Genomic DNA, 22,394 nt, shown 5'->3' with positions numbered 1-22,394 from the left:
GAACCGTGTCCCTCATCCTGCGACCGCTGGCCCGTGCCGGTGTCGTCCTGGCCGCCGTGCTGACCGCCCTGGTCGCGTCCGTCGTGGTCGTCGCCACCGCGTCGGCGCACGTGACGGTCTCGTCGGCCGACGCCGCCCCCGGCGGCTACGGGAAGCTGACCTTCCGGGTGCCCAACGAGAGCGACACCGCGAGCACCGTCTCGGTGCGCATCTCGATCCCGGAGGACGAGGCACTGACCTCGCTGCGGACCCTGCCGGTGCCGGGCTGGTCGGTCACCACGACCTCCTCCGACCTCCCCGAGCCCGTGGACAACCACGGGACGGAGATCACCAGCTACGTGTCGGTGGTCGAGTTCCGCGCCGACGCCGGCGGCGGGATCGCACCCGGGCAGTTCCAGGAGTTCTCGCTGTCCGGTGGCCCGTTCCCGGACGCCGGCACGCTGTCGTTCCCCACCGTGCAGACCTACAGCGACGGCACCGAGTCGGCGTGGATCGAGCCGACCGTCGAGGGCCAGGAGGAGCCGGAGAACCCGGCGCCGACCCTGACGCTGACCGCTTCCGGGACCGCTGCCGGGACCGGTGACACGACCGCCACGGACACCGCGGCCGCCACCGGCGAGCAGGCCGACGGCGGGACGTCGGACACGCCGGCGGTCCTCGCGCTGGTCCTCGCCGTCCTGGCGCTGGCCGTCGGGGTCGCGGGCGTCGTCCTCGGGTACCGCGCGGGCCGACGTACCGTGTCCTCGTGACCGCTCCCGGACGCGGCCGGAGCGCCGCGCTGCTCCTCGCCGCCGGCCTGGCGCTGTCCGCCTGCGGCTCCGACGACGGGGACCAGGCGTCAGCCGCCGAGGGCCACTCCCATGCCGACGGGGACCACACGGGCGGCTCCCTCGCCACGGTGGAGGGGCCCGACGACACCTACGCCGGCCTCGACCTGCCCGACCCCTACCAGCGGCCCTCGTTCACCCTGACCGACCAGACCGGCGCGTCCTACGACTTCGCCTCGGTGACGGCGGGCCGCCCGACGCTGCTGTTCTTCGGCTACACGAACTGCCCCGACATCTGCCCGACGACCATGGCCGACGTCGCCCTCGCCCTGCGCGACACCGACCCGGCGCTGGCCGAGCAGGTGCAGGTGGTGTTCGTGACCACCGACCCGGCCACCGACACCCCGCAGGTGCTGGGGGAGTACCTGGACCGGTTCGACGCCGACCTGCCCACGCAGTTCGTCGGGCTGACCGGCGGCCAGGACGCGATCGACCAGGCGCAGCTGTCGGCCGGCGTGCCGCTGGCCGAGGAGGACGGCCGGCTGCACAGCTCGCTGCTGCTGCTCTACGGCGCCGACGACCAGGCGCACGTCGCGTTCGACGCCGGCAACACCGCGCGGGACATCGCCGGCGACCTGGCCGCGGTCGCCGACGCCGCGTGAGCCGCCCGGCCGCCGCCGGCGCGCGGCTGCTGGTGGTCGTGCTCGGCGTGCTGGCCGCCCTCGCCCTCGCCGGGCCGGCGCAGGCGCACGTCGGCGGGGAGGTCGCGGGCAGCGACTTCGACGGCCGGGTCACCTCGGTGCAGCCGCCGGTGCCCGGCGTGAGCGTGCGGGTGCTCGAGTTCGGGGACTCCCTGGAGCTGGTGAACACCACCGGCACCGAGGTGACCGTGCCGGGCTACTCCGACGAGCCCTACCTGCGGATCGGCCCGGACGGCGTCTGGCGCAACGCGCACAGCCCGGCCACCTACATCAACCTCGACCGCTACGGCCGGGTCACGCTGCCCGCGGACGCCGACCCGCGGGCGGAGCCGGAGTGGGTGCGCGTCTCCACCGAGCCGCAGTACACCTGGCACGACCACCGCACGCACTGGATGAGCGAGGAGCAGCTGCCCCCGGCGGTCGCGGCCGACCCGGACCGCGCGCAGACGGTGTTCGCCTGGACCGTCCCGCTGCGGCACGGCGACACCGCGGTGACCGTGCGCGGCGTGCTCACCTGGAGCCCGCCGCCGCCGACGGCGCTCACCTGGGGACTGCACCTGGCGCTGGCCGCCGCCGTCGCGGCCGCCGGCCTGCTGGCCCGGTCGCCGCGGCCGCTGGGCTGGGCGCTGGCCGCGGGCGGGGCCGCCGCGCTGTGGCACGCGGCGAGCACGCCCGAGCCCCCGGTGACGGTGTCCTCGCACGCGGCGGCGGTGGTGTCCGCGCTGCTGCCCGCGGTCACCGCGGCGCTGGTGGCCGCGCTCGGCTGGGTCGCCGCCCGGCGCGGTCGCGGGGTCGTGGCCGGGCTGTGCGCGGTCGTGCTCGGCTGGCTGCTGCTGGTGCAGGGCCTGCCCGACGTCGACGTGCTGTGGAGCGCGCACGTGGCCACCGGCGGCCCGGCGCCGCTCGCCCGGGTGGCGGTCGCCGTCCTGGTCGCGGGTGGTGCCGGGCTCGTCGTCGGCGGGCTGGCCGCGGCCCGGCGCTTCCGCGACCCGGAGCGCACCCGCCCGCAGGACCCCGCCCCGGAGCCCCAGCCGGTCGCCTGACCGGCCGGGGCCGCGGGGCCGTTCCGGCTAGGCGGTGCCGTCGGGGACCGGGTGCAGGTGCGGGCGGTCGCCGGAGAGCATCGCGTTGGCCCTGTCCAGGTCGGCCTCGAAGTCGACCTCGACGGCGGCCCACCGCGAGATGTCCACCGGACGGAACCGCACGCCGGCCTCGACGATCGCCGTCTCCATGCCGCGCTCGAAGTAGTCCTGGTCGCCGCAGGCGTCGAGGTGCTCGACCAGCACGGCCTTGTCGGCGGACGAGACGTGGTTGATGCCCACGGCCTCACCCAGGCCGCCCTTCACCGTCTTGGACAGCTCGGCGATGAAGCCCTCGCCGTCGAGGGTGTACTTGACCTCCTCGTCGGCGACGGTGGAGGTGTCGACGCACACGAAGCTCTCGTCGGCCTCCAGCGCGGGCACCACGGCCTCCAGCACCGCGGCGTCGAACACGACGTCGCCGTTGAGCCACAGCACGCCGCCCTGGCGGGTGGTCCGCAGGCCGCGCAGCAGGCTCTTGGAGGTGTTGGTCCGCGCGAAGTGCGGGTTGTAGGCGAAGCGCAGGTCCGGCGCGGCCTGCATGAGCAGCTCGCACTGGAAGCCGACGACGGCGGTGACGTCGACGGCGGGCCCGAAGACCTGCGCGAGCGTGTCCAGCTGGCGGTGCAGGATGCTGCGGCCGTCCACCAGCGGGGTCAGCGGCTTGGGCAGCGGGCGCCCCAGGCGGGTGCCCATCCCGGCGGCCAGGACGACCACCTGCGGCGGGAACGGCTGCGGGCGGGCAGCCGGCCGGGCGGCTGCGGTCCTGCGGCCGGGTCCCCGGGTCGGCACGAGGTCAGCGATGCGCACTGTCGTCCCCTCCTCGGGTCGGAGCAGCCGCGCCGGCGGGACCGCCGGGCGGGAAGAACAGGTCGAGGACGCGCCCGGTGGCGTTGCCGTCCTCGAGGGAGGTGTAGGTCTCGCGGAAGGACTCGTAGCGGTCGGCGTGCTCCGCGGTGACGGCGTCCAGGTCGGCGAGGGCGGCGACCAGGTCCTCGCTGGCCGTCACGATCGGCCCGGGCGCGACCTCCTCCAGCGGCACGTAGAACCCGCGCAGCCGGTCGCGGTACTCGTCGAGGTCGTAGGGGAACAGCAGGATCGGCTTCCCGGTGACCGCGAAGTCGAACATCGTCGACGAGTAGTCGGTGACCAGCACGTCGGCGGCCAGGTACAGGTCGCGGATGTCCGGGTACGACGAGACGTCCTGCACCGGGAGCCCGTCGATCGACTCCAGCCGGTCGGAGACCATGTTGTGCAGCCGCAGCAGCAGCACGTGGTCCTTGCCGAGCCGGTCGGTGAAGTCGGCGAGGTCCACCGGGAAGTGGAAGTCGCGCTCCCCGATGCCCTCGAACACCAGGTCGTCGCGCCAGGTGGGGGTGTAGAGGACGACGCGGGCGTCGTCGTCGATGCCGAGCCCGGCCCGCACCCGCGCCCGCACCGCGTCCCGGTCGGGGCTGGAGAGCAGGTCGTTGCGGGGGTAGCCGGTCTCGTGCACCGGCCCGCGGAAGCCGAAGGCCTGACGGAACCGGCCGGTGCTGTAGGCGTTGGGGGAGAGCATCGCGTCCCAGCGGGCGATGTCGTGCTCCAGGTAGGCCAGCCGGCCCTCCGGCGCCCAGAGGACGTCGTTGTGGATCCGCTTGAGCGGGGTGCCGTGCCAGGTCTGCAGGTAGAAGGCGCCCGGGCGCTTCTCCCAGTCCAGCGGCACGTGGTCGTTGGACACGACGACGTCGGCGGACTCGAGCGCGGCGATGCTGTCCGGGCTGCCGAACGGCACGGTCTCGACGTCGGCCGGGAAGGCGGACTCGGCGACCGGCGCGGTCAGCCACGTGTGCGTGACGTCGTCGCCGCGGGCCACCAGTGCCTCGTAGATCGCCCGCGGACTGTCGGAGAACAGGCCGCGGAAGCTGGTGTAGACGATCCTCATCGACCACCTCCGGTCAGGACGGGCAGCAGCAGGTCGGCGAGCTCCTGCCAGGACGAGACGACGGCGAGCACGCCGGCCTCCCAGAGCGCGGCCTCCCGCTCGGCGCGCTCGGTGGGCTGGACGAACAGCAGGTTCCCCACCGTGGGACAACCCGCGCGGACCGCGGAGAGTGCCCCGGGGACGGAGTCCTCGACGGCGAGGCCCTGCTCCGGGGCGATCCCCAGGTGCTCGCAGGCGTACAGGTACACCGCCGGGTCGGGCTTGCTCGTGGGCACCGCCAGCGAGTCCTCGGCGCTGAACCGGGCCGCCGGCGGGATGAGCCCGTCCAGGTCCGTGGCGGTGAAGCAGGCGGCCAGCCGGGCCAGCGCGCTGGAGCTGACCGCGGCCAGCCGCAGGTGCGGGGCGAGCGCGGTGAGCGCGGCGCTCGTCGGCCCGTGCGGGCGCAGGTGCTCGCCGAGGTACGCGGTGACCGCGCGCTTCTCCTCGGCCACCCACAGCTCGACGTCGACCTCCGGGCGGCCGGCCTCGGCGGCCAGCCGGCGCGACGTCGTCCGGAAGTTCATCCCGGTCGTGGCCAGGCGCAGCTCCTCCGGGGTGTACCGGCGTGCGTCGCCGAGCTCGGCGAGGAAGCGGTTGGTGACCTCGGCGGAGGCGACGAAGGCCGGCTCCTCGGAGGGGAAGAGGTTGCCGTCGGCGTCGCAGAGCAGCGCGGTCAGGCCCGCGACGACCTCGCGGGGGAGCACCGCGGCCGCCCCGCCGGTGCGGGGCGCGCTCACCGGGCGCTCGCGGCGGTGACGGCGGCGACGGTCTCCCGGACGCCGTCGCACCGGAGCCGGAGCACGGCGTCGGCCAGCTCGTCGGCGAACCCGGGGACCGAGCCGAGGTCGCCGAAGACCGGCTCGTCGGCCAGCAGGAGGCGCGGGTCGTCGCCCCCGGCGCGGGCCAGGGCCTGCAGGCGCGGCCCGTGGTCGTCCTCGATCGGCAGCGACCGGCCGTGCTCGTCGACCCGCTGCAGGTAGCGGACCCAGCCGGCCAGGGCGAGGGTGAGCAGCGCGTGCGGGCGGTCCTCGGCCAGGGCCTGGCGGAGCGAGGGCAGCAGGTGGTGCGGCAGCTTGGTCGACCCGCGGCGGCACAGCCGGGACAGCCGGTCGGCGATGGCCGGGTTGGCGAAGCGCTGCAGCAGCGTGGCCTTGTACTCGTCCAGGTCGATGCCCTCCGGCACGGGGATCAGCGGGGTGACCTCGGCGTCCATGAGCCGGGCGGCGTAGGCGGCGAACACCGGGTCGCCCATGAGCACGTCGATCCGCTCGTACCCGGCCAGCGTGCCGAGGTAGCCGAGCGCGGAGTGACTGGCGTTGAGCAGACGGGTCTTCATCAGCTCGTGGTCGGTGACGTCGCGGACGAACCGGACGCCGACCGCGTCCAGCGGCGGGCGGCCGTTGCAGAAGGAGTCCTCGATCACCCACTGCGAGAAGGGCTCGGTGACGACCGGCCAGCGGTCGTCGATGCCGTGCCGGCGGGCGATCGCCTCGCGCTCCTCGGGCGTCGTCTGCGGGGTGATCCGGTCGACCATGCTGCTGGGGAAGGCGACGCGGTCGGCGATCCACCGGGCGAGGACCTCGTCCCGCAGCGCGGCGAGCCCGGTGACCGCGGTGCGGGTGGCGTCGCCGTTGCGGTGCAGGTTGTCGCAGGAGACGACGGTGAACGGCGGGGTGCCGGCCCGGCGACGGCGGTCGAGGGCCTCGACGAGGAACCCGAAGACGGTGCGCGGGGTGCCGGGGTGCGCGAGGTCGTGCCGGACGTCGTCGTCGGGGGTGAAGACGCCGGTCGTGGGGTCGAGGAGGTACCCGGCGTCGGTGATCGTCATGGTGACCACGCGGGTGCGCGGGTCGCTGAGCCGGTCGAGGACCGCGGCCGGGGCGTCGGGGGCGAACAGGTAGTCGGTGAGGACGCCGACCACCCGGGCGCGCTCGCCGTCGGGGCTGCGCTCGACGACGGTGTAGAGGTTGTCCTGCGGCGCGAGGGCCTCCCGCAGCCGCCGGGCGCGCAGGCCGACGCCCACGACGCCCCAGTCCGTGGAGATCCGCTGCTGGGCGACCTCGTCGAAGTAGATGAGCTGGTGCGCGCGGGAGAACCCGCCCACGCTCATGTGCACGACCGACGGCGTCAGGGACGCCCGGTGGTAGGTGGGGACGGTCAGCCGGGCCCCGTGCTGCTCGAGCGTCGCCGCGGTCAGCGGCCGGACGCGGCCGACGGGCAGTGCCGTCGGCTGCGCGGCCGTGCCCGCCCGCGGGAGGTGCCGCGGGGAGCGCTCGGGCTGTGCCATCGAGGCATCGGTCCTTCCTGTCCGTGCGGGGCCGGCGCAGGGCCGGCCGCCCCCGCGCGCGGCGGAGAACGATCATGGGACCACGCCGGTCGATCCGGGCGCACACGGAGGGGCGGACGGATCTGGCGGGGCGGTGCTGCGGTGGGTCGCGCCGGTGGGTCGCGACGACGCCCGCGGAGCGTGGGCACGCGGGTGCCGTGCGGAGCCGGCGTCGGCCCGGCGGTCCCCGTCGGACCGGCGCGTGCTGCTCCACGCCGGAAGACGAGACATCCCCGCAACGGCGTCGTCCCAAACCCACCCGCCACTCGTGACGCAGCGCACACGGCGTGTCACCGGCGGACACGCCGTACTCCCGGTCACGACCAGGTCACGGTGTGTTTGGATCGACACGACTCGATCGGGCCCGGACGGGCCGCTTCCCACGAGCGAGCGGGGTACGCGCCTTGGCCAGTCACCGGAGTGATGCGGGTCTGCTGACCCGCCCCGCCAGCGGCTCCGCCACGGGGGTGCCCGGTCCCCGGAACGGCGGGTCCCCGGGTGTGTCGGACCACCCGGTCTCCCCGCTGCGCGGCTTCCCGCCGGTCCGCCCCGCCGCCCTCCCCGTCCCGCGGTCCGCCGTCGACGACGCCGTCGACGACGCCGGCTCCGCACCGGACACCGCCGCCCTGCCGGTCCCCGCCACGGTGACCGAGCCCGTCACCGCCGAGGTCGCTACGCCGCGCGCCCGCCGTCGCGGCGTGCGCGCCCGCCGTCCGCAGCTGCTGCTCGCCGCGCTCGTGGCCGGCGCGATCGGCGCCGGCGTCGTCGGGGTGCCCGGCGGGTCCGCGGCGGAGGCCGGCTCGACGCCGGTGCTCGGCGCGCAGATGGAGCTGGCCACCGGCGAGGAGTCCGTCGAGGTCATGCCGATGGCCTCGATCACCGAGGCGGAGGCGCAGGCGCGCCTGCAGGAGGTCGCGGCCAGCCGCGCGGAGCGGGCCGCGGCCGAGGCCGCCGCCGCGGAGGCCGCCGCGGAAGCCGCCCGGGAAGCGGCGCGGCCCAAGGCCGTCCTGCCGGTCGACGGCGCGCGGTTCACCAGCGGCTTCGGCTCGCGGTGGGGCACCTTCCACTACGGCATCGACCTGGCCGCCCCCATCGGGACGCCGGAGTACGCAGCCATGGACGGCGTCGTCGTCCGGGCCGGTGCGGCCAGCGGCTTCGGCCTGGCCGTCTACGTCCTGCACGAGAACGGCGACGTGACCGTCTACGGCCACATGGACGAGATCCTCGTCGAGCCCGGCCAGTTCGTGGAGGCCGGCGAGACGATCGCGCTGCTGGGCAACCGCGGCCAGTCCACCGGGCCGCACCTGCACTTCGAGGTGCACCGGGGCGGGATGAACGGGCGCAAGATCGACCCGGTGCCGTGGCTGGCCGAGCGCGGGGTCGAGGTCTGACCCGCGACGCGCGGGACGACCCCCCGTCGCAGGGGGCCGTTCCGGACGTCGTATAGTTCTCCGTGGCCCGAGCGAGACCGGGCGGGCCGAGGAACGGGGCTGTGGCGCAGCTGGTAGCGCACCACACTGGCAGTGTGGGGGTCAGGGGTTCGAGTCCCCTCAGCTCCACCCCGATGACCAGGCCGTTCTCCTCCGGGAGAGCGGCCTGGGTCGTCTCTGGTGCCACCGTGGAGGCCGCTGGTGCCACTGCGGACCCGGCCCACTCCCAGAGCGCGCGGCCCCCATGGGCCCTGCCGGGTCGCGTCCGAGTGCGGGCATCACGCGGTTGCAGGTGTCCGTGGTCGTCTGCACCTGTGCGTCACCGAGCACCTGAGATGACGACCCGGTCGCGTTCGCCTTCGAGCCCGCACGCGTGCCCTCCGATGTCCCGAAGGCAGCCCTTCGGGCCGGGTCCCGGCTGCGATCAGCTGCAGGTTCTCGGTATCCCCTGCCATCTGCCGTGGCGCTGCGTACCGGTCGCCCCGAGACCGACGCCGGGGAGCACCTTCGCGGATCTGGCGGGGCGTAGCGTTCGGCGCGCCCCCGTGCGGCGGTGGGCGGCATCGGCCGGCCGCCGCGGGGCGGGCCGGCACACCGTCGGTCGGCGTCGGCGCAGGCCGAGGTGCGCGGTCCTCGACGACCCCCGGGCAGCTCACCCGCCGGACGAGGGGAGTCACCATGCGGGACGACGCGGTCGTCGGTCGGGAGATCACCGAGGTGGCCACCTCCGCCGACCCGCTGCCCCGCCGGGCCGAGCAGCTGTTGGCGGTGCTCCGCCGCGGCGTTCCGTTCGAGGGCGCGTGGCTGGCCCTCACCGACCTGTACCACCCGGTCTACACCACGTTGGCCAGCGCGGATCTCACCGACTCGATCGTGGCGTTCCTCGAGAGCCCCGCGCACATCCGCGACGTCGAGGTGACCAGCAGCCACCGTGCCACCGCTCCGATCAGCCCGTCGGACCTGCCCTACCCGGTCGAGGAACTGCCCACCTGGGCCGACCAGCTGCTCCCCGCGGGCTACCGCGACTCGATGGCCGTGTCCCTGTTCGCGCCCGACCGGCGCCAGGTCGGCTATCTCGCGCTGGTGACGGACGGGGTGCAGTCGCCGTTGCCGCGGATGCGCCCGGTCCTGGCCCGGGTCACCGCGGCGCTCACCCACGCGATCGACCCGCTGCGCTCCCTGACCACGGCCGCCGGCCTGGTGCGGGGAGCGGGGGGCGGGGTGGTGCTCCACGCCGACGGCGAGATCGCGCTGCTGGACGGGCACGCGCTGCTCGCCGTCGGCTCGCCGGCGCTGATCGCCGCCTGCGAGCACCTCGCCGCCGGCCGGAGATACACGTCCTTCCTGTGGCCACTGGGCGGCCGGCACGCCCCGCACGGACACCTGCGCATCACCGCGATGGCTCCTCCCGCAGACCTGCCGCTCCATCTGACCGGGCTGGTGCTGGTGTCACCGCCCGGGGACCTGCGCGGGCTCACGCCGCGCGAACTCGAGGTCCTGGGGCTGCTGGTCGAGGGGGCGTCCAACGTGGCGATCGCCCGCGCACTGGTCGTCGCCCCGCGCACCGTCGCCGCGCACCTGGAGCGCATCCTGGTCAAGCTGGCGGCGCCGTCCCGGACCCTCGCCGCGGTGCGCGCGGAGCGGGTGGGCCTGTTCGTGCCGCCCTCCCTCGTGATCGGCCGCCACGGAACCGGGCATGGCTGAGCTGCCCCCAGTCGGGGTCCAGGTCGCGGCCGAGGTGGTCGCGATCGCGGCCGGGACTGGAGCGGTGAGCTGGAGGAGCGGACGCAGGCGGTGCTGGCCGCGCTGCGCCGGGTGGTGCCGTTCGAGGCCGGCTGGATCGGCCTGCTCGACCCGGAGTACCGCACGCACGTGCCTCTGCCGCTGGCCCCGACGCTCGGGCATGCGCTCGATCCGATGCGCTCCATCGTGGCTGGAGCGCGCCTGGTGGGGGGCGCGACCGCCGGGGTCGTGCTCGCCCGCGTCGGCCGGCCACTGCCTCTGCCCGGGCTGCCCGCCCATCCGCTGCTGGCCGCCGGGTCGGCGGTGCTCGCCGAGGTCGCCCGGCAGCCGGCCGACGGAGGCGGATGGACTCAGTGCCTGTGGCCCGATCCCGGACCGAGAGCCCTCGAGCGGTCCACCCAGGGCGACCGGCCGCCGATGACGGGTCGGCCGGCACCCGGGCGGCTCAGCGGGATCCGCGAGCCGACCGAGATCGTGGCGCGGCGGTGACGTCGGCCCCCGACCCGATGCCCTCGGTGTCCGGGGTGAGCGCTGCGACGACGTCCTCCTCGTCCTCGTGGGCGCGCCGGACGGCGGCGTGCAGCAGCCGGAGCTGGCGGTCCAGCGGTTCCTGCCGGTCGAGCGGTGCCACGCTCTCGAGGTCGGCCAGCGCCGCGCACATCTTCCGGGTCACCTGCGGCTCCGACGCCCCGGCCAGTCGGATCTCGTCGAACGCCAGCCGGACGTAGCCGTCCCAGCTGAGGGTCCGCTCGAGCAGGCGCACCACGCCGTCCTCGTCTCGGTGTTCACCGCAGGGCAGGGGGCGAGCGGCCATCTGGCGCAGCAGGTCGTGCAGCCGGTGCAGCGCCTGGACCGTCGTCGTGGGGTCGTTGAACGGCTGTGCGATCGACCGCACGGCGATGTCGACGAGCTTACGGAAGCCGTAGGCGAGGTCCTCGGTGTGCACGCGCTCCGGGCCGAGCAGGACGTGGCGGGTGACGTCGGTGGCCCGGAGCCGACCGGCCCAGGGGCCGTCGGCGCTCACCGGCGACCGGGTGCCCGGGTGCACCCGGACCAGCGGCGCGCCGCCGACGACGAAGTCCCCGACGACGGGGACCAGCTCCAGCACGCAGTCCGCCTGCCGGGCCGCGGCGACCAACGCCGGCCGGTCGACGCGGATCACGTTGCCGGGTTGCGCGGCGACCATCTCGTCCGGGCCGCCGGTGACGACGGGCCGCTCCCCGTGCTCGCGGACGATGAACTCGCGGCTCCGGTCGCCGACGAGGTCGATCAGTCCGGCGACCCGCAGGCCCTGGCCGGCGTGGTGCACGAACAGGACGAGCACGACGATGCTGGCGAGCATCAGGAGGTAGCACAGCAGCATCGACAGTCCGGGCACGGTGCCGGTGTCGGAGCCGCGGATCTCGCGGAGGGTCAGCACCGCGACCAGGAAGGTCGCGCCGAACAGTCCGATCGCCAACTGGCTGAACCGGTCGTTGAGCAGTGCCCCCACGATGCGGGGCGAGAACTGTCCCATCGCCAGCTGGACCGCGACCAGGGTGACCGTCAGGACGAGGCTGGTCAGCGACACCATGGCGGTGGCGAAGGAGGACAGGATCGTCTGGGCGTCGGACGGCGTCCCCGTCAGGCTCTGCGGGACCAGCCGGTAGCCCGTCGCCCGGTCCACGGCGAGCGTCCCGACGGCGAGGAGGGCGCCCGCGGCCAGGCAGCCGACCGGCAGCAGCCACATGCTGGTGCGGACGAAGCGCTGGAGCCGCAGCCAACTCATGCGCTGGAGGCCTGCAGGTCCGCCGCCTGGACGCACGACTCGTACTCGGTCATGCTCTCCCCTCCGTGTGGGCGGATGCGCTCGTGCGGACGTGCTCGACCCGGCGACCTCGGGGCGCGCCAGGTGCTCCCATGGAACCGATGCGGACGGGGCAGCTCCATCGGCAGAACGCCCGATTCAGGTCCGGCAGGGCGACGGGATCACGGGCACGTAGAGGCCTTCGCGCTCGGCCCGCACCGCGGCGAGCGTCCTCGTGGGCGCATCGAGCTTGACCAGGACGTGCTCGAGGTGGGCAGCGACCGTACGCGGGGCCACGACCAGCGCGCGGGCGATCTGCTGGTTGGTACACCCGTCGACCAGCAACCCGAGCACCTCGAGCTCGCGCGGCGTCAGCCCCCGCAGGTGGGTCACGGGGGAGAGGACGACCGTTCCGAGCAGGCGTGCGGATGCCTCTCCGGGAGCGGCCAGGACGGTCACGCGGACGTGCCCGTCCGGGGCATGGCGTCCTCCGCGGGGCCACAGGAAGGACGCGAACACCCGGCCGTCGTCGATGCACGTACGCGCGACGGTGACGACGGGCGATCCCTCGGCGAGCAGTGCGTCGCCGTCGAGGCCGGGCAGCGGCCGGGTGGCGCCGTCGCGGCACAGCACCGCACCGGCGGCCGCCCCCCGCACCACCCGCGCCGCCGCGGCCAGCGAGCGCAACGGGTCGATCCCCTGTGCCAGGACACGGGTCATCTGGTGCAACCGGCGCCGCACGACCGGGGAGGGTGGCTCCTTGCTGCCGTGGAGGAGCGCGAGGAACCCGACGTGGCGCCGGCCTCTGTCGAAGAGCGCAACGGCCAGGGCCTCGTGGAGGTCGGCCGGCATGAGGCACTCGGCCCATGTCGGCAGGTCTGCGGCCGAGTAGGGCAGGTCGGACACGCTCAACGGAGGGCGGGCGCGGTCGGTCCCTGTCACCTCGATGTCGTGCGCCATCTTGGGACCGCTCAAGTACTCGAGAGCGCGGTGATCCAGGCCCGTGCTGGCCACGCACGTGTAGCTGCTGCTCATCGGCTCGGCGAGGGCCAGCCACGCGGCGTCGAACGGCACGAGGCGGCGAAGGCTCTGCAACATCTCCTGCGAGCGTTGGGGAAGAGGGCTGGTCGAGGCGGCGACCTCGGCCAGTTCGAGGCCCGCGGTCTCGGTCATCTGCGCTCCCGGGACCGCAGCCTCGGCATGGCACGCTGGCTGTTCAACGGCGCCGAAGCCTGACCCCCGTGGGCCCGGTTACCGCGAAGCGGGACCGAGTAGTCCCGTTCACGATGACGAAAGAGCCGCAGTGGTCTGAGGTACCGGCTAACGGTGCCGGCGACGCGGCTGCACTGCGGAGCACCGGCGTGGGTCGTGGAGCCGCGCCGGCTCAGGTACTCCTCAGCCGCCGCGATCGCGGACGTCACCGAGTACGGCCCGCCGTGCGGGTCCTCCAGGTCTGCGCGGCCGGGCCGTGCAGGGCGCGCTGGGCGGCGGCAGCCAGGCCGATGCCCATCACGGCGGCGGCCGACGGTCTCGGCGACCACCGCAGCGCGGCGACGGCCCAGCCGACGGGCGCCTCGCGCTGCCGATCGGACTCACGACGCGGCGCCGTCATCGCCGGCTCCGACGACGGCGCCGCGAAGGCGTCGAGCATCCCGGGGATGAAGGCGGCTATGTCCTGGGGCCCCCTGCTGGTGGTGAGGTTCCCGTCCCGGACGAGCTCCTGATCGAGCCACGTGGCGCCCGCGTTCACCAGGTCGTCGCGGATCCCGGGCCAGGAGGTGAGCGTCCGTCCGTCCACGAGTCCCGCCGATGCGAGCACCCACGGTCCATGACAGAGGGTGGCGATGGGCTTGGCACTCGCGGCGAAGGCGCGAACGAACTCCCGTGCCGGGGCGGACTGCCGGAGGAGGTCGGGATTGATGAACCCACCGGGCAACAGCAGGCCGTCGTAGTCGCCGGGATCGGCTTCCTCGATCGTCTTGTCCACGCGGACCCGGCTGGCCGGCATGTGCAGGTTCACCCCGCGGATCCGTCCGCGCCGCAGGGACACGACGTCCACCTCGGCGCCGGCCGCCTTCAGGGCTCGCAGCGGAACGACCAGCTCCACCTTCTCGAAGCCGTCGGCCGCCAGGGCAGCGAGCGTGCGGCCCTCGAGCCTGCGTCTGGTGGGCATGTCGTCTCCTGGTGCTCGATGGCGGAGAGATGACGGAGATCCCCCGGCGGCGGAAGCCTCGATCGGGGCGCCACGGAGTTGCTCTCACCTGGCCGGCTGCTCGGCGGTGAGCGGGGTACCCGCGCCCGACAGCCGGACACGTCCCCGGGCGGACCGACGCGCGATCAGCCCGTCGTCCTGCTCCGGGCGGCCGGAGCACCCGGCTGAGGCACGTGGGCCCACGGCGGGTCCGCCGCAGCCGGTGCGGCCGTCGGAGCCGGCCCGGGGAGCGCGTTCGGGACGACGTCCCGCTCGGGAACGACCCGGGATCCTCGGCGTCCTGGAACACGCCCATCGGGAGGCACCGGTGCGCGCCGGGCGTCGCTGGTGGGTCGGCCGTCCCGCAGGGAGTCCCCCGGGCGGTCCGAGCGAGGAGTTGGGCGTGGAGCCGTTCGTTCACGGCCCCGGCCACGACCCCGGGCCGGAGCGGCTCCGGGCGGCCGCTCGGGGCCGAAGATGGGCAGTTGTGCCGACGGCGCCCGGGCACCGGCCCGACCATCCTGGAGAGCGGCTGCCCGACGGGAACGGGCGTTCTCGTAGCACCTCCGCACCTGCACGCCGTGCCAGGTACGCCGGCGGTCGCGTCCACGCCACGGGGGGAGATGACCGCGTGCTCCATCTCGCGTCACGGGGCGGCTGCGCCCTCCGTCGGAGCCTCGCGGGCTGCGGTCGGTGACCCCTCCGGACGAGACGGTGCACCTGCGTCCACCTCGCAGTGGACCCGTGACCACGGCCGGCCGGGCACGACCCGTGCCCCCGGACGTGTTCGGGGAGGGGCCTGCCATCATCGGGCACCGCGGGCTCGGCTGCGGCATCGTCGACGGGCATCAGCAGAACACCCTCGGCTCCTTCGCCGCCGCCGTGCGCAGCGGGGCGAGATGGGTGGAAGCCGACGTCCAGCGCCTGGCCGACGACGTCCTGGTGGTGGCGCACGACGCCGTGTACCCGGACGGCACCCGGCTCGACGACGTCACGGGGGCGGAGGCCGACCGTCGCGGCACGCTGCGTCTGAGCACCCTGCTGGACGAGATCCCTCGCGAGGTGGGGCTCAACCTGGACCTCAAGTCCTCGATGGACGACTGTCTGCGGTCACCCGAGCACACCAGCGCCGGCTTCCTCGCGCCGGTCGTGGCGGCGGAGGCGACGCGGCGGCCGCTGATGGTCTCCTCGTTCGACCCGGCAGCCCTGGGGCTCCTGCGTGCGACGGCGCCGCGGGTGCCCCTCGGACTGCTGACCTGGCACGGCTTCCCCGTGGAGATGGCCGTGGCGGCCTGCGTCCACATGGACGTCGAGGTGCTCGCGCTCCACGTCGGCTCGCTCTGGGAGGAGACGACCGCCGGCCAGGTCGACTCGGGCGTCCTGGCGAGGCTGCTGTCCCTGCTCCACCGCTGCGGCCGCCGGCTGCTGGTCTGGTGCCCGCAGATCGCGTCGGCCCGGTTACTGGTCTCCGCGGGTGCCGACGCCGTGGTCGTCGACGACCTGCCGGAGGCGCTGGTCGCTCTGAGCCCTTCCCCCCTGGCCGAGGACCGCTGATGCCCCGGAACGCAGGTGCGGCGGAGTGCCGACCGCCGGGATCGGTCGATCTGCCGAGTGTGGCCGGGGCCGCCGAGGGGATCCTGGACCACACGCCGTTCCGCCGATCACGACGGGGACGGTGCCGGCGAGGCTGGTCACGCGGTCCTGCACCCCACGGGGAGGTCGTCTGAACCGTGGGCAGCTCCGCCGCCCTCGAGACCGCCCCTGCCGACGTGATCGCGTTCCGCTGAGGCAGCCGGCAACCGGCCGGCTCGGCGACCACGGACCACGGGGCCCCGCCCTCGATCATCCCGTCCCCCGGCCGCCTGTCCTGCATCGCCACTCCTGCTCGGCGTCCCGTCTCCCCTCGCTCACCGGCCACACATCGACAGGAGGACCTGGATGGCAACCATCGGACTGCTCGGTTCCTACGGCGGGCTCAACATCGGCGACGAGGCGATCCTGACCTCGATCCTCGCCACCTGGCGAGAGGCCGTGCCCTTCGCCGAGGTCGTGGTGTTCTCCCGCGACCCCGCGCACACCCGGGACGCTCATCTGGTCGATCGGGTCGTCGACGCCCGCCGGGGCCGGTGTGACGCCGTCAACGAGGAGATCGCCGGGCTCGACGTCCTCGTCCTCGGGGGCGGGGGGCTGCTGTACGACAGCGAGGCCACGGAGTACCTCCGGCACGTGCGGACGGCCCACCGGAACGGCGTGCCGACGGTCGGATACGCCCTCGGCGTCGGGCCACTCACGACGGCCGAGGACCGCGGCGCCGTACGCGAGGTCGTCTCGGTGATGACCCAGGTGACCGTGCGCGACGAGGGGAGCAGGCGGGTCCTGGAGGAGGTCGGCATCGAGCGGCCCATCGAGGTGGTGGCCGACCCGGCGCTGCTGCTGAGCCCCGCTCCCTTCCCGGCCGACCGACTGGCCCGCGACGGGGTGGACGGCTCCGGACGGCTGATCGCCATGTCCGTCCGGGAACCAGGGCGAGCGGCACCGGGTCTCGCCGTGGACGCCTATCACGCCACCCTGGCCGCGGTCGCCGACTTCGCGGTGCACCGCTACGGCGGCCAGGTGGTGTTCGTCCCCATGGAGCGCGGCGACGTCCGCGAGAGTCATGCGGTGCTGGCCCGCATGACGGCCCCCGACCGCGCGCGGGTCCTCCACGGCACGTACGGGCCCCGCGAGATCCTCGGCCTGATGCAGCACATGGACCTCGCGGTCGGCATGCGGCTGCACTTCCTGGTCTTCGCCGCTCTCTCGGGGGTGCCCTTCCTGCCGCTGCCCTACGCCGGCAAGGTCGCCGACTTCGCGCGGACACTGGGTGTCCAGTCGCCGGGCAACCTCGACCGGGACGCCGTGGGACCGCTGCTGGCGGCCGTCGACCGGCTCTGGGACGAGCGCGAGGCGGACGTCGGACGGGTACGGGCCCGGATCGAGAGGCTCAAGCGCCGGTCGGCCGCCCCGCTGCGGCACGTCCTCGACGTCCTGGCGGGGCCGTCGGCACCGGTGGCATCCGCGATCGCAGGCCGGTCCATCGAGCAGGAGGGAGTCCAGCGTGCCGCCGTTGACCCGGCCGGTCGCGGGGGAGCGGTTGACGTTGCCCCCACGCTCAGCGTTGCAGGCGGCTGAGGCCGACGTCCTCGTCGTCGGAGGCGGGCCGGCCGGCATCGGTGCTGCGCTGGCGGCTGCTGACGCCGGCGCCGACGTCGTCCTCGTCGAGCGGTACGGGTTCCTCGGCGGCAACGCGACGGCGGCGCTCGTGATGCCGTGGATGTCCTTCCACACCCGCCGTCCGCAGCCGCCGCGGCTGGGTGACGTGAGCCTGTTCCCCACCGACCACGGCGAGGGCGAGCCCGTCGTCGCGGGCAAGCACATCGAGGTCATCGACCGGCTGGTGCAGGCCGACGGCGCGGTGCTGCCGTCGCCGGACACCGGGTACACCGTCCCCTTCGACCCCGAGGTCTTCAAGCAGGTGGCCCTGGACCTGCTCGACGGCGCGGGTGTCCGGTACGTGCTGCACGCCTTCGCCAGCGGGGTCCGGACGCCGGGCCGGGCCGGCGAGGTGGTGTTCGAGACCAAGTCGGGGCCGGTCGTCGTGACCGCCCGCGTGACGGTCGACTGCACGGGGGACGGCGACGTCGCCGCGGCCGCGGGAGCGCCGTTCGAGATCGGCCGCGAGAGTGACGGACTGGTGCAGCCGATGACGCTGATGTTCCGTGTCGTGGGCTTCGACCCGGCACCCTTCGAGCGCTACGTCGCCGACCACCCCGACCAGTGGCGCAGCGTCCACGGGCTCTGGGACCTGGTGGAGGAAGCGACCGCAGCGGGCGACCTGGACCTGCCCCGCGAGGACGTCCTCTTCTTCAACTCGGCGCACCCGGGTGAGGTCGCCGTGAACTCGACACGGGTCACGCAGGTCTTCGGCACCGACGTCTTCGACCTCACCCGCGCCGAGGCGGTCAGCCACCGGCAGATGTCCCAGATCGCAGCCTTCCTCCGGGACTACGTGCCCGGTTTCGCCGACTCCTACGTCGCCCAGAGCGGCGTGCAGGTCGGCGTCCGGGAGACGCGGCGGATCCTGGGCGACTACGTGCTCACGGGCGAGGACATCCTGAGCGCACGGAAGTTCGACGACGTGATCGCGCGCGGCACCTACCCGGTCGACATCCACAACCCCAACGGCAGGGGAACCGTGCTGCGGTCGGTGCCTCCCGGGGACGCGTACGACGTCCCCCTGCGCTGCCTGCTGCCACGGGACGTCGACGACCTCCTGACGGCCGGACGCTGCATCTCCGGCACCCACGAGGCCCACTCCTCCTACCGGGTCACGCCCACCGCCATGGCCACCGGCCAGGCCGCCGGGGTCTGTGCGGCGCTCGCGGCCGCCGCGGGCCGGGCACCCCGGGAGGTGGAGATCTCCGCCGTGCAGGCGGAACTGGTCCGGCAGGGCGCCGACCTGGGGGGGCCGCGGGGAAGACGGGGCGTGACCCGCGAGCGGGGTGCCGTGCGGTGATCCGGCGGGGTGACCGGACCGGTCGCCCCGCGCCACGCCGGCCTGCCCGGCGCGGGGCATCGGGAGGTAGCCGGGCAGCAGGTCGGACAGCGTCAGGATGTCGGTCGAGCCCTGCATGTTGGCGTGCCCCCGCGGCGCGTGGATGCCACCGCCCGGCCGGCCGATGTCGCCTAGGAGCAGGTGCACGATCGCCCCGGCGCGGATGTCCTGCGCGCCGACGGTGTGCTGGGTCCACCCCACGCTGTGGACCAGGCCCGCCGTGCGCTCGCGGCCGGAGTTCGCCGTCCCAGGTCTCGTCGGTGTCCTGCCAGCTGCGGCGCCGGGCGTCGAGCACGCGGTCGGCCACCATGTCCATCGCGGTGTGCAGCGGCAGGTCGGTCCACTCGGTGGCGTACGGCGCCCGGTAGCGAACCTCCCGCTCGCGCTGCAGTCCGGTGACCGGCTGGAGGCTGGCCGACCCCTGGGGACACAGCCGGCCGCGGGGCACCGGGGAGTCGGGGCCGCCCTCGATCTGCACGACCCGCCCGGCGTCGGCGTGGACGAGCTGGGCGCAGCCGACGGCGCAGTAGGGGCAGACCGACCTCGCGGGCGCCCGGGGCGTGTCGGTGCGGGGGCGCAGGGCCCTCCACCGCGGGGACTGCGCCGCGGCACCACGGGCCAGGCGGTCGGGTCCGGTCGGCTCTCAGCGGTGTGAACGTCCGAGCCCATCAGAGCGGGACCGGGGGACGTCGGGCATTGGTAGATCTGCCGATCTTTCGGCGGAGCGACGCGTGGAGCCCGGGTTGGAGTGGCCCCGGTGGGACGGCCGACGCAGAGTCGGGGGGCCGGTGAGCAGAGCCGGCCGCTGGGCGCCCCGTGGTGCTCTCAGGAGCCCCGGGGCCCGCGCGCCAGGAGGCGACCGGATGCGAGCGATGGTGTACCGAGGTCCATACAAGGTCAGGATGGAGGAGAAGCAGCGGCCGAGGATCGAGCACCCCAACGACGCGATCGTCCGGGTCACCCTGGCCGCCATCTGCGGCTCCGACCTGCACCTCTACCACGGCATGATGCCGGACACCCGGATCGGTCACACCTTCGGCCACGAGATCATCGGCGTGGTGGACGAGGTGGGCTCGTCCGTGCAGAACCTGCAGGTGGGGGACCGGGTGATGATCCCGTTCAACATCTTCTGCGGCACCTGCTGGTACTGCGCGCGAGGGCTGTACTCCAATTGCCACAACGTCAACCCGAACGCCACTGCCGTCGGCGGCATCTACGGCTACTCGCACACGACCGGGGGCTACGACGGCGGCCAGGCGGAGTACGTGCGGGTGCCGTTCGCCGACGTCGGCCCCTCGAAGATCCCGGACTGGATGGCCGACGAGGACGCGGTCCTGCTCACCGACGCGACGGCGACCGGCTACTTCGGCGCGCAGCTCGGCGACATCGTGCAGGGCGACGTCGTCATCGTCTTCGGCGCCGGGCCCGTCGGACTCGTGGCGGCGAAGTCGGCCTGGCTCATGGGGGCCGGCCGGGTCATCGTGATCGACCACCTGGACCACCGGCTGGAGAAGGCGCGCACCTTCGCCCACGCCGAGACGTACAACTTCACCGAGTACGGCGACATCGTCCTGGAGATGAAGAAGGCGACCGACTGGCTCGGCGCCGACGTCGCCATCGACTGCGTGGGCGCCGAGGCGGACGGCAACTTCCTCCAGCACGTCACCTCGTCCAAGCTCAAGCTGCAGGGCGGCTCCCCGGTCGCGCTGAACTGGGCGATCGACTCCGTCCGCAAGGGCGCGACCATCTCGGTGATGGGCGCGTACGGCCCGCTGTTCAGCGCCGTCAAGTTCGGCGACGCGATGAACAAGGGGCTGACCATCCACACCAACCAGTGCCCGGTGAAACGGCAGTGGCCGCGCCTGTTCGAGCACGTGCGCGACGGCTACCTCAAGCCCAGCGAGCTGGTCACCCACCGGGTGCCGCTCGAGGACATCGCCGAGGGGTACCACATCTTCTCGGCCAAGCTCGACGGCTGCATCAAGCCCCTCGTCCTCCCATCCGCGGCGTGAGCGACAGGAGAACCTGATGACCTACACACCGCACAAGCCGCCGATCGCGGAGTCGCCCGACGAACTGCGCAAGCGCATCCCGGGCTGGGGCGTCGACCTGGACCCCAAGGTCCGGCCGTCGGTGCCGAAGTTGCAGTTCCAGGAGGACTTCACCGGCGCGCACTGGGAGTTCCCCGAGCGGCAGCCGGAGAGGTATCCGCGGGAACGCTCGGTCGAGCACGGGATGCTGACCCCGGTCTTCGGCACCGCCCAGCCGCCGTCAGGCGTCTCCGGCGCCATCCGTCGCTACGCCTACCGCTACAGCGAGGGCCGCGCGGCGCACTGGCTGCTGCTCATCCTCGCCGACCGGGTGGATGCGTGGGAGCACCACCTGAAGTCACTGCTCACGCTGCACCCGGACAACCCGATCACCGAGACCGGGGTGAAGGCCGAGTTCACCCACCACGGCCTGCGGTCGCGGGTCGGGCAGCACCGCACGGACCTCAAGCACCAGGTACTCGACCCGGTGATCGTCGGTGGCCCGTGGATCGCCGCGGCGGGGGCGGTCTACGCCGGTGCCCGGAGCGTGTCGAGGTCGCTGGCGCGCGTCGGGTCCGACGGGCAGCGGCCGGTGCACTGAGCCGGTGACGGCTCGCCCCGGGACACGGACGGACCAGCGCGACCCGGGGAACGGCATGCCGTCGGACGGGTGCCGAACGGGCGGCCCACCCCGCGGGTTCTCGAGGCCGCGCCCACACCGGTCCCGCCCCGCGCGACGCGGGGTGGGACCGGTGCGGGACGACGGCGCCCGTGAATGCTCTGGGTGCACACCGCCGGGCAGGTCCGGTGGGGCCGGGTGGACGCGGCCGGCGGCGTGCGCGACGTGGCGGTGCCGCCGGGAGCGGTTTCCGCCTGCTCACCCCGGACGGCGCGGTGAGCGTCCTGCTGGACCTGGAGGGGGCTGGCCGGACGTGCGGCGGCGCCTGCGACCGCGCCGGCCGCTGCGTCGCCGCCTGCCGGGCGAGATCGGCAGGACTGCCCGTGGAGGAGCCCCCATGACCGCATCCACGATCCGCGCCGTGACCCTCTCCGACGGCACCGCCGCCCCGGCCCTCGGCACGGGCACCTGGTACCTCGGTGAGGACCCGGCAGGAACGACGTCCAGCTGGACGCCCTCTGCACGGGCATCGACATCGGCCTGACGCTGGTCGACACCGCCGAGATGGACGGCGACGGCGCCGCCGAGGAACTCGTCGGCCGGGCGATCGCCGGCCGGCGGGACGACGTCTTCCTGGTCAGCGAGGTGCTGCCGCGCCACGCCACGCGCCACGGCACGGTGGACGCCTGCCAGCGGAGCCTGCGCCGACTGGGCACCGACCGCCTGGACCTGTACCTGCTGCACTGGCGCGGCCGGGTCCCGGTCGAGGAGACCGTCGCCGCCTTCGAGTCGTGGGTCTCCCGCGGGCTGATCCGTGCCCGGGGCGTGAGCAACCTCGACGCCCCCGACCTGGACCAGCTGGTCGGGCTTCCCGGCGACGACCGGGTCCAGACCGACCAGGTGCTCCACAACTCGCCCGGCGCGGCCCCGAGTACGACCTGATCCCCTGGTGCCGCGGCAGGCGCATGCCCCTGATGGCGTACTCGCCCGTCGACCACGGCAGGCTCCTCGAGCACGGGGCCGTCCGAGACCTGGCCGCGGGGAAGGGGGTCATCCCGGCCCCGCCGGCCATCGCGTGGGTGCTGCGGCTGCCCGACGTATTCGCGTCGCCAAGGCCTCGACCCGCGCGCACGTCGTCGAGAACCGCGCGGCGCCGGGGATCGGC

At 74.3% G+C, this 22,394-nt stretch carries 20 protein-coding genes, 1 tRNA gene and 1 pseudogene; 14 read left to right on the top strand and 8 right to left on the bottom strand.

What is annotated here, in order from left to right:
* Positions 1–5 precede the first annotated feature (5 nt).
* The 3 genes from ACI798_RS00895 to ACI798_RS00885 are packed head-to-tail and all read left to right on the top strand — an operon-like array spanning position 6 to position 2,511.
* Entirely contained in the window at positions 6–749 is a 744-nt protein-coding gene (locus ACI798_RS00895) for a YcnI family copper-binding membrane protein (protein ID WP_457046938.1), read from the top strand.
* Entirely contained in the window at positions 746–1,429 is a 684-nt protein-coding gene (locus ACI798_RS00890) for an SCO family protein (protein ID WP_457046937.1), read from the top strand. The genes ACI798_RS00895 and ACI798_RS00890 overlap by 4 nt, the downstream gene beginning before the upstream one ends.
* On the top strand, positions 1,426–2,511 hold the full coding sequence (locus ACI798_RS00885) for a hypothetical protein (RefSeq protein WP_456941338.1): 1,086 nt from the start codon (positions 1,426–1,428) through the stop codon (positions 2,509–2,511). The genes ACI798_RS00890 and ACI798_RS00885 overlap by 4 nt, the downstream gene beginning before the upstream one ends.
* 27 nt (positions 2,512–2,538) lie before the next feature.
* Here ACI798_RS00885 and ACI798_RS00880 read toward each other — a convergent pair whose 3' ends face one another.
* Genes ACI798_RS00880 through ACI798_RS00865 form a run of 4 tightly spaced genes read right to left on the bottom strand, consistent with a single transcriptional unit; the run spans position 2,539 to position 6,797 of the window.
* Complete coding sequence (locus tag ACI798_RS00880) at positions 2,539–3,357, bottom strand: phosphocholine cytidylyltransferase family protein (RefSeq protein ID WP_457046936.1); 819 nt, start codon at positions 3,355–3,357, stop codon at positions 2,539–2,541.
* On the bottom strand, positions 3,344–4,471 hold the full coding sequence (locus ACI798_RS00875) for a CDP-glycerol glycerophosphotransferase family protein (protein ID WP_457046935.1): 1,128 nt from the start codon (positions 4,469–4,471) through the stop codon (positions 3,344–3,346). Before ACI798_RS00875 ends, ACI798_RS00880 begins: the two co-directional genes overlap by 14 nt.
* Positions 4,468–5,247, bottom strand: a complete 780-nt coding sequence (locus ACI798_RS00870) for an HAD family hydrolase (RefSeq protein WP_457046934.1) — start codon at positions 5,245–5,247, stop codon at positions 4,468–4,470. Before ACI798_RS00870 ends, ACI798_RS00875 begins: the two co-directional genes overlap by 4 nt.
* Complete coding sequence (locus ACI798_RS00865; protein ID WP_456941342.1) at positions 5,244–6,797, bottom strand: mannitol dehydrogenase family protein; 1,554 nt, start codon at positions 6,795–6,797, stop codon at positions 5,244–5,246. Before ACI798_RS00865 ends, ACI798_RS00870 begins: the two co-directional genes overlap by 4 nt.
* 539 nt (positions 6,798–7,336) lie before the next feature.
* Here ACI798_RS00865 and ACI798_RS00860 point away from each other — a divergent pair.
* The 4 genes from ACI798_RS00860 (at position 7,337) to ACI798_RS00845 (ending at position 10,498) form a co-directional block, all read left to right on the top strand.
* Positions 7,337–8,227, top strand: coding sequence for a M23 family metallopeptidase (locus ACI798_RS00860; RefSeq protein ID WP_457046933.1), 891 nt, complete (start codon positions 7,337–7,339; stop codon positions 8,225–8,227).
* A 95-nt stretch (positions 8,228–8,322) separates the two neighbouring features.
* Positions 8,323–8,395: transfer RNA gene (locus ACI798_RS00855), tRNA-Ala, on the top strand.
* 549 nt (positions 8,396–8,944) lie between these two features.
* Positions 8,945–9,970: a response regulator transcription factor gene (locus ACI798_RS00850; protein WP_457046932.1), complete on the top strand. Its 1,026-nt coding sequence runs from the start codon at positions 8,945–8,947 to the stop codon at positions 9,968–9,970.
* Between the two features lie 90 nt (positions 9,971–10,060).
* A complete protein-coding gene (locus ACI798_RS00845) occupies positions 10,061–10,498 on the top strand; it encodes a hypothetical protein (RefSeq protein WP_457046931.1) in 438 nt (145 codons plus the stop codon).
* Here the strand turns inward: ACI798_RS00845 and ACI798_RS00840 are convergent.
* The 3 genes from ACI798_RS00840 to ACI798_RS00830 form a co-directional block, all read right to left on the bottom strand.
* On the bottom strand, positions 10,455–11,777 hold the full coding sequence (locus ACI798_RS00840) for a DUF2254 domain-containing protein (protein ID WP_457046930.1): 1,323 nt from the start codon (positions 11,775–11,777) through the stop codon (positions 10,455–10,457). The two genes, ACI798_RS00845 and ACI798_RS00840, sit on opposite strands and share 44 nt — an antisense overlap.
* Before the next feature lie 177 nt (positions 11,778–11,954).
* The gene (locus ACI798_RS00835; RefSeq protein WP_457046929.1) at positions 11,955–12,968 is read right to left on the bottom strand and encodes a response regulator transcription factor; all 1,014 of its coding nucleotides are present in this window, start codon (positions 12,966–12,968) and stop codon (positions 11,955–11,957) included.
* 244 nt (positions 12,969–13,212) lie between these two features.
* Positions 13,213–13,968, bottom strand: coding sequence for a type 1 glutamine amidotransferase domain-containing protein (locus tag ACI798_RS00830; protein WP_457046928.1), 756 nt, complete (start codon positions 13,966–13,968; stop codon positions 13,213–13,215).
* A 762-nt stretch (positions 13,969–14,730) separates the two neighbouring features.
* Between ACI798_RS00830 and ACI798_RS00825 the strand changes: the two genes are divergently transcribed.
* The 3 genes from ACI798_RS00825 (at position 14,731) to ACI798_RS00815 (ending at position 18,541) form a co-directional block, all read left to right on the top strand.
* Positions 14,731–15,540 (top strand): glycerophosphodiester phosphodiesterase, encoded by an 810-nt coding sequence (locus ACI798_RS00825; RefSeq protein WP_457046927.1) that lies wholly within the window; start codon positions 14,731–14,733, stop codon positions 15,538–15,540.
* A gap of 384 nt (positions 15,541–15,924) precedes the next feature.
* The gene (locus tag ACI798_RS00820; RefSeq protein ID WP_457046926.1) at positions 15,925–17,157 is read left to right on the top strand and encodes a polysaccharide pyruvyl transferase family protein; all 1,233 of its coding nucleotides are present in this window, start codon (positions 15,925–15,927) and stop codon (positions 17,155–17,157) included.
* Complete coding sequence (locus ACI798_RS00815; protein WP_456941349.1) at positions 17,144–18,541, top strand: FAD-dependent oxidoreductase; 1,398 nt, start codon at positions 17,144–17,146, stop codon at positions 18,539–18,541. The genes ACI798_RS00820 and ACI798_RS00815 overlap by 14 nt, the downstream gene beginning before the upstream one ends.
* Before the next feature lie 48 nt (positions 18,542–18,589).
* Here the strand turns inward: ACI798_RS00815 and ACI798_RS00810 are convergent.
* A pseudogene (locus ACI798_RS00810) lies at positions 18,590–19,202 on the bottom strand (hypothetical protein); the annotation flags it as partial.
* Positions 19,203–19,482: 280 nt separating this feature from the next.
* Here ACI798_RS00810 and ACI798_RS00805 point away from each other — a divergent pair.
* The 4 genes from ACI798_RS00805 to ACI798_RS00790 all read left to right on the top strand — a co-directional run bounded on the left by ACI798_RS00805 (position 19,483) and on the right by ACI798_RS00790 (position 22,171).
* Positions 19,483–20,592, top strand: coding sequence for a zinc-dependent alcohol dehydrogenase (locus tag ACI798_RS00805; RefSeq protein ID WP_456941350.1), 1,110 nt, complete (start codon positions 19,483–19,485; stop codon positions 20,590–20,592).
* 16 nt (positions 20,593–20,608) lie between these two features.
* The gene (locus ACI798_RS00800; protein ID WP_456941351.1) at positions 20,609–21,211 is read left to right on the top strand and encodes a hypothetical protein; all 603 of its coding nucleotides are present in this window, start codon (positions 20,609–20,611) and stop codon (positions 21,209–21,211) included.
* 415 nt (positions 21,212–21,626) lie between these two features.
* Positions 21,627–21,773 (top strand): hypothetical protein, encoded by a 147-nt coding sequence (locus ACI798_RS00795; protein WP_457046925.1) that lies wholly within the window; start codon positions 21,627–21,629, stop codon positions 21,771–21,773.
* 20 nt (positions 21,774–21,793) lie between these two features.
* On the top strand, positions 21,794–22,171 hold the full coding sequence (locus tag ACI798_RS00790; RefSeq protein WP_457046924.1) for an aldo/keto reductase: 378 nt from the start codon (positions 21,794–21,796) through the stop codon (positions 22,169–22,171).
* Positions 22,172–22,394: the final 223 nt, after the last annotated feature.

It is taken from the genome of Geodermatophilus sp. SYSU D01045, assembly GCF_054050295.1.
Note: the sequence above shows the minus strand (reverse complement) of the source record. Positions and strands in the feature narration are given on the sequence as shown.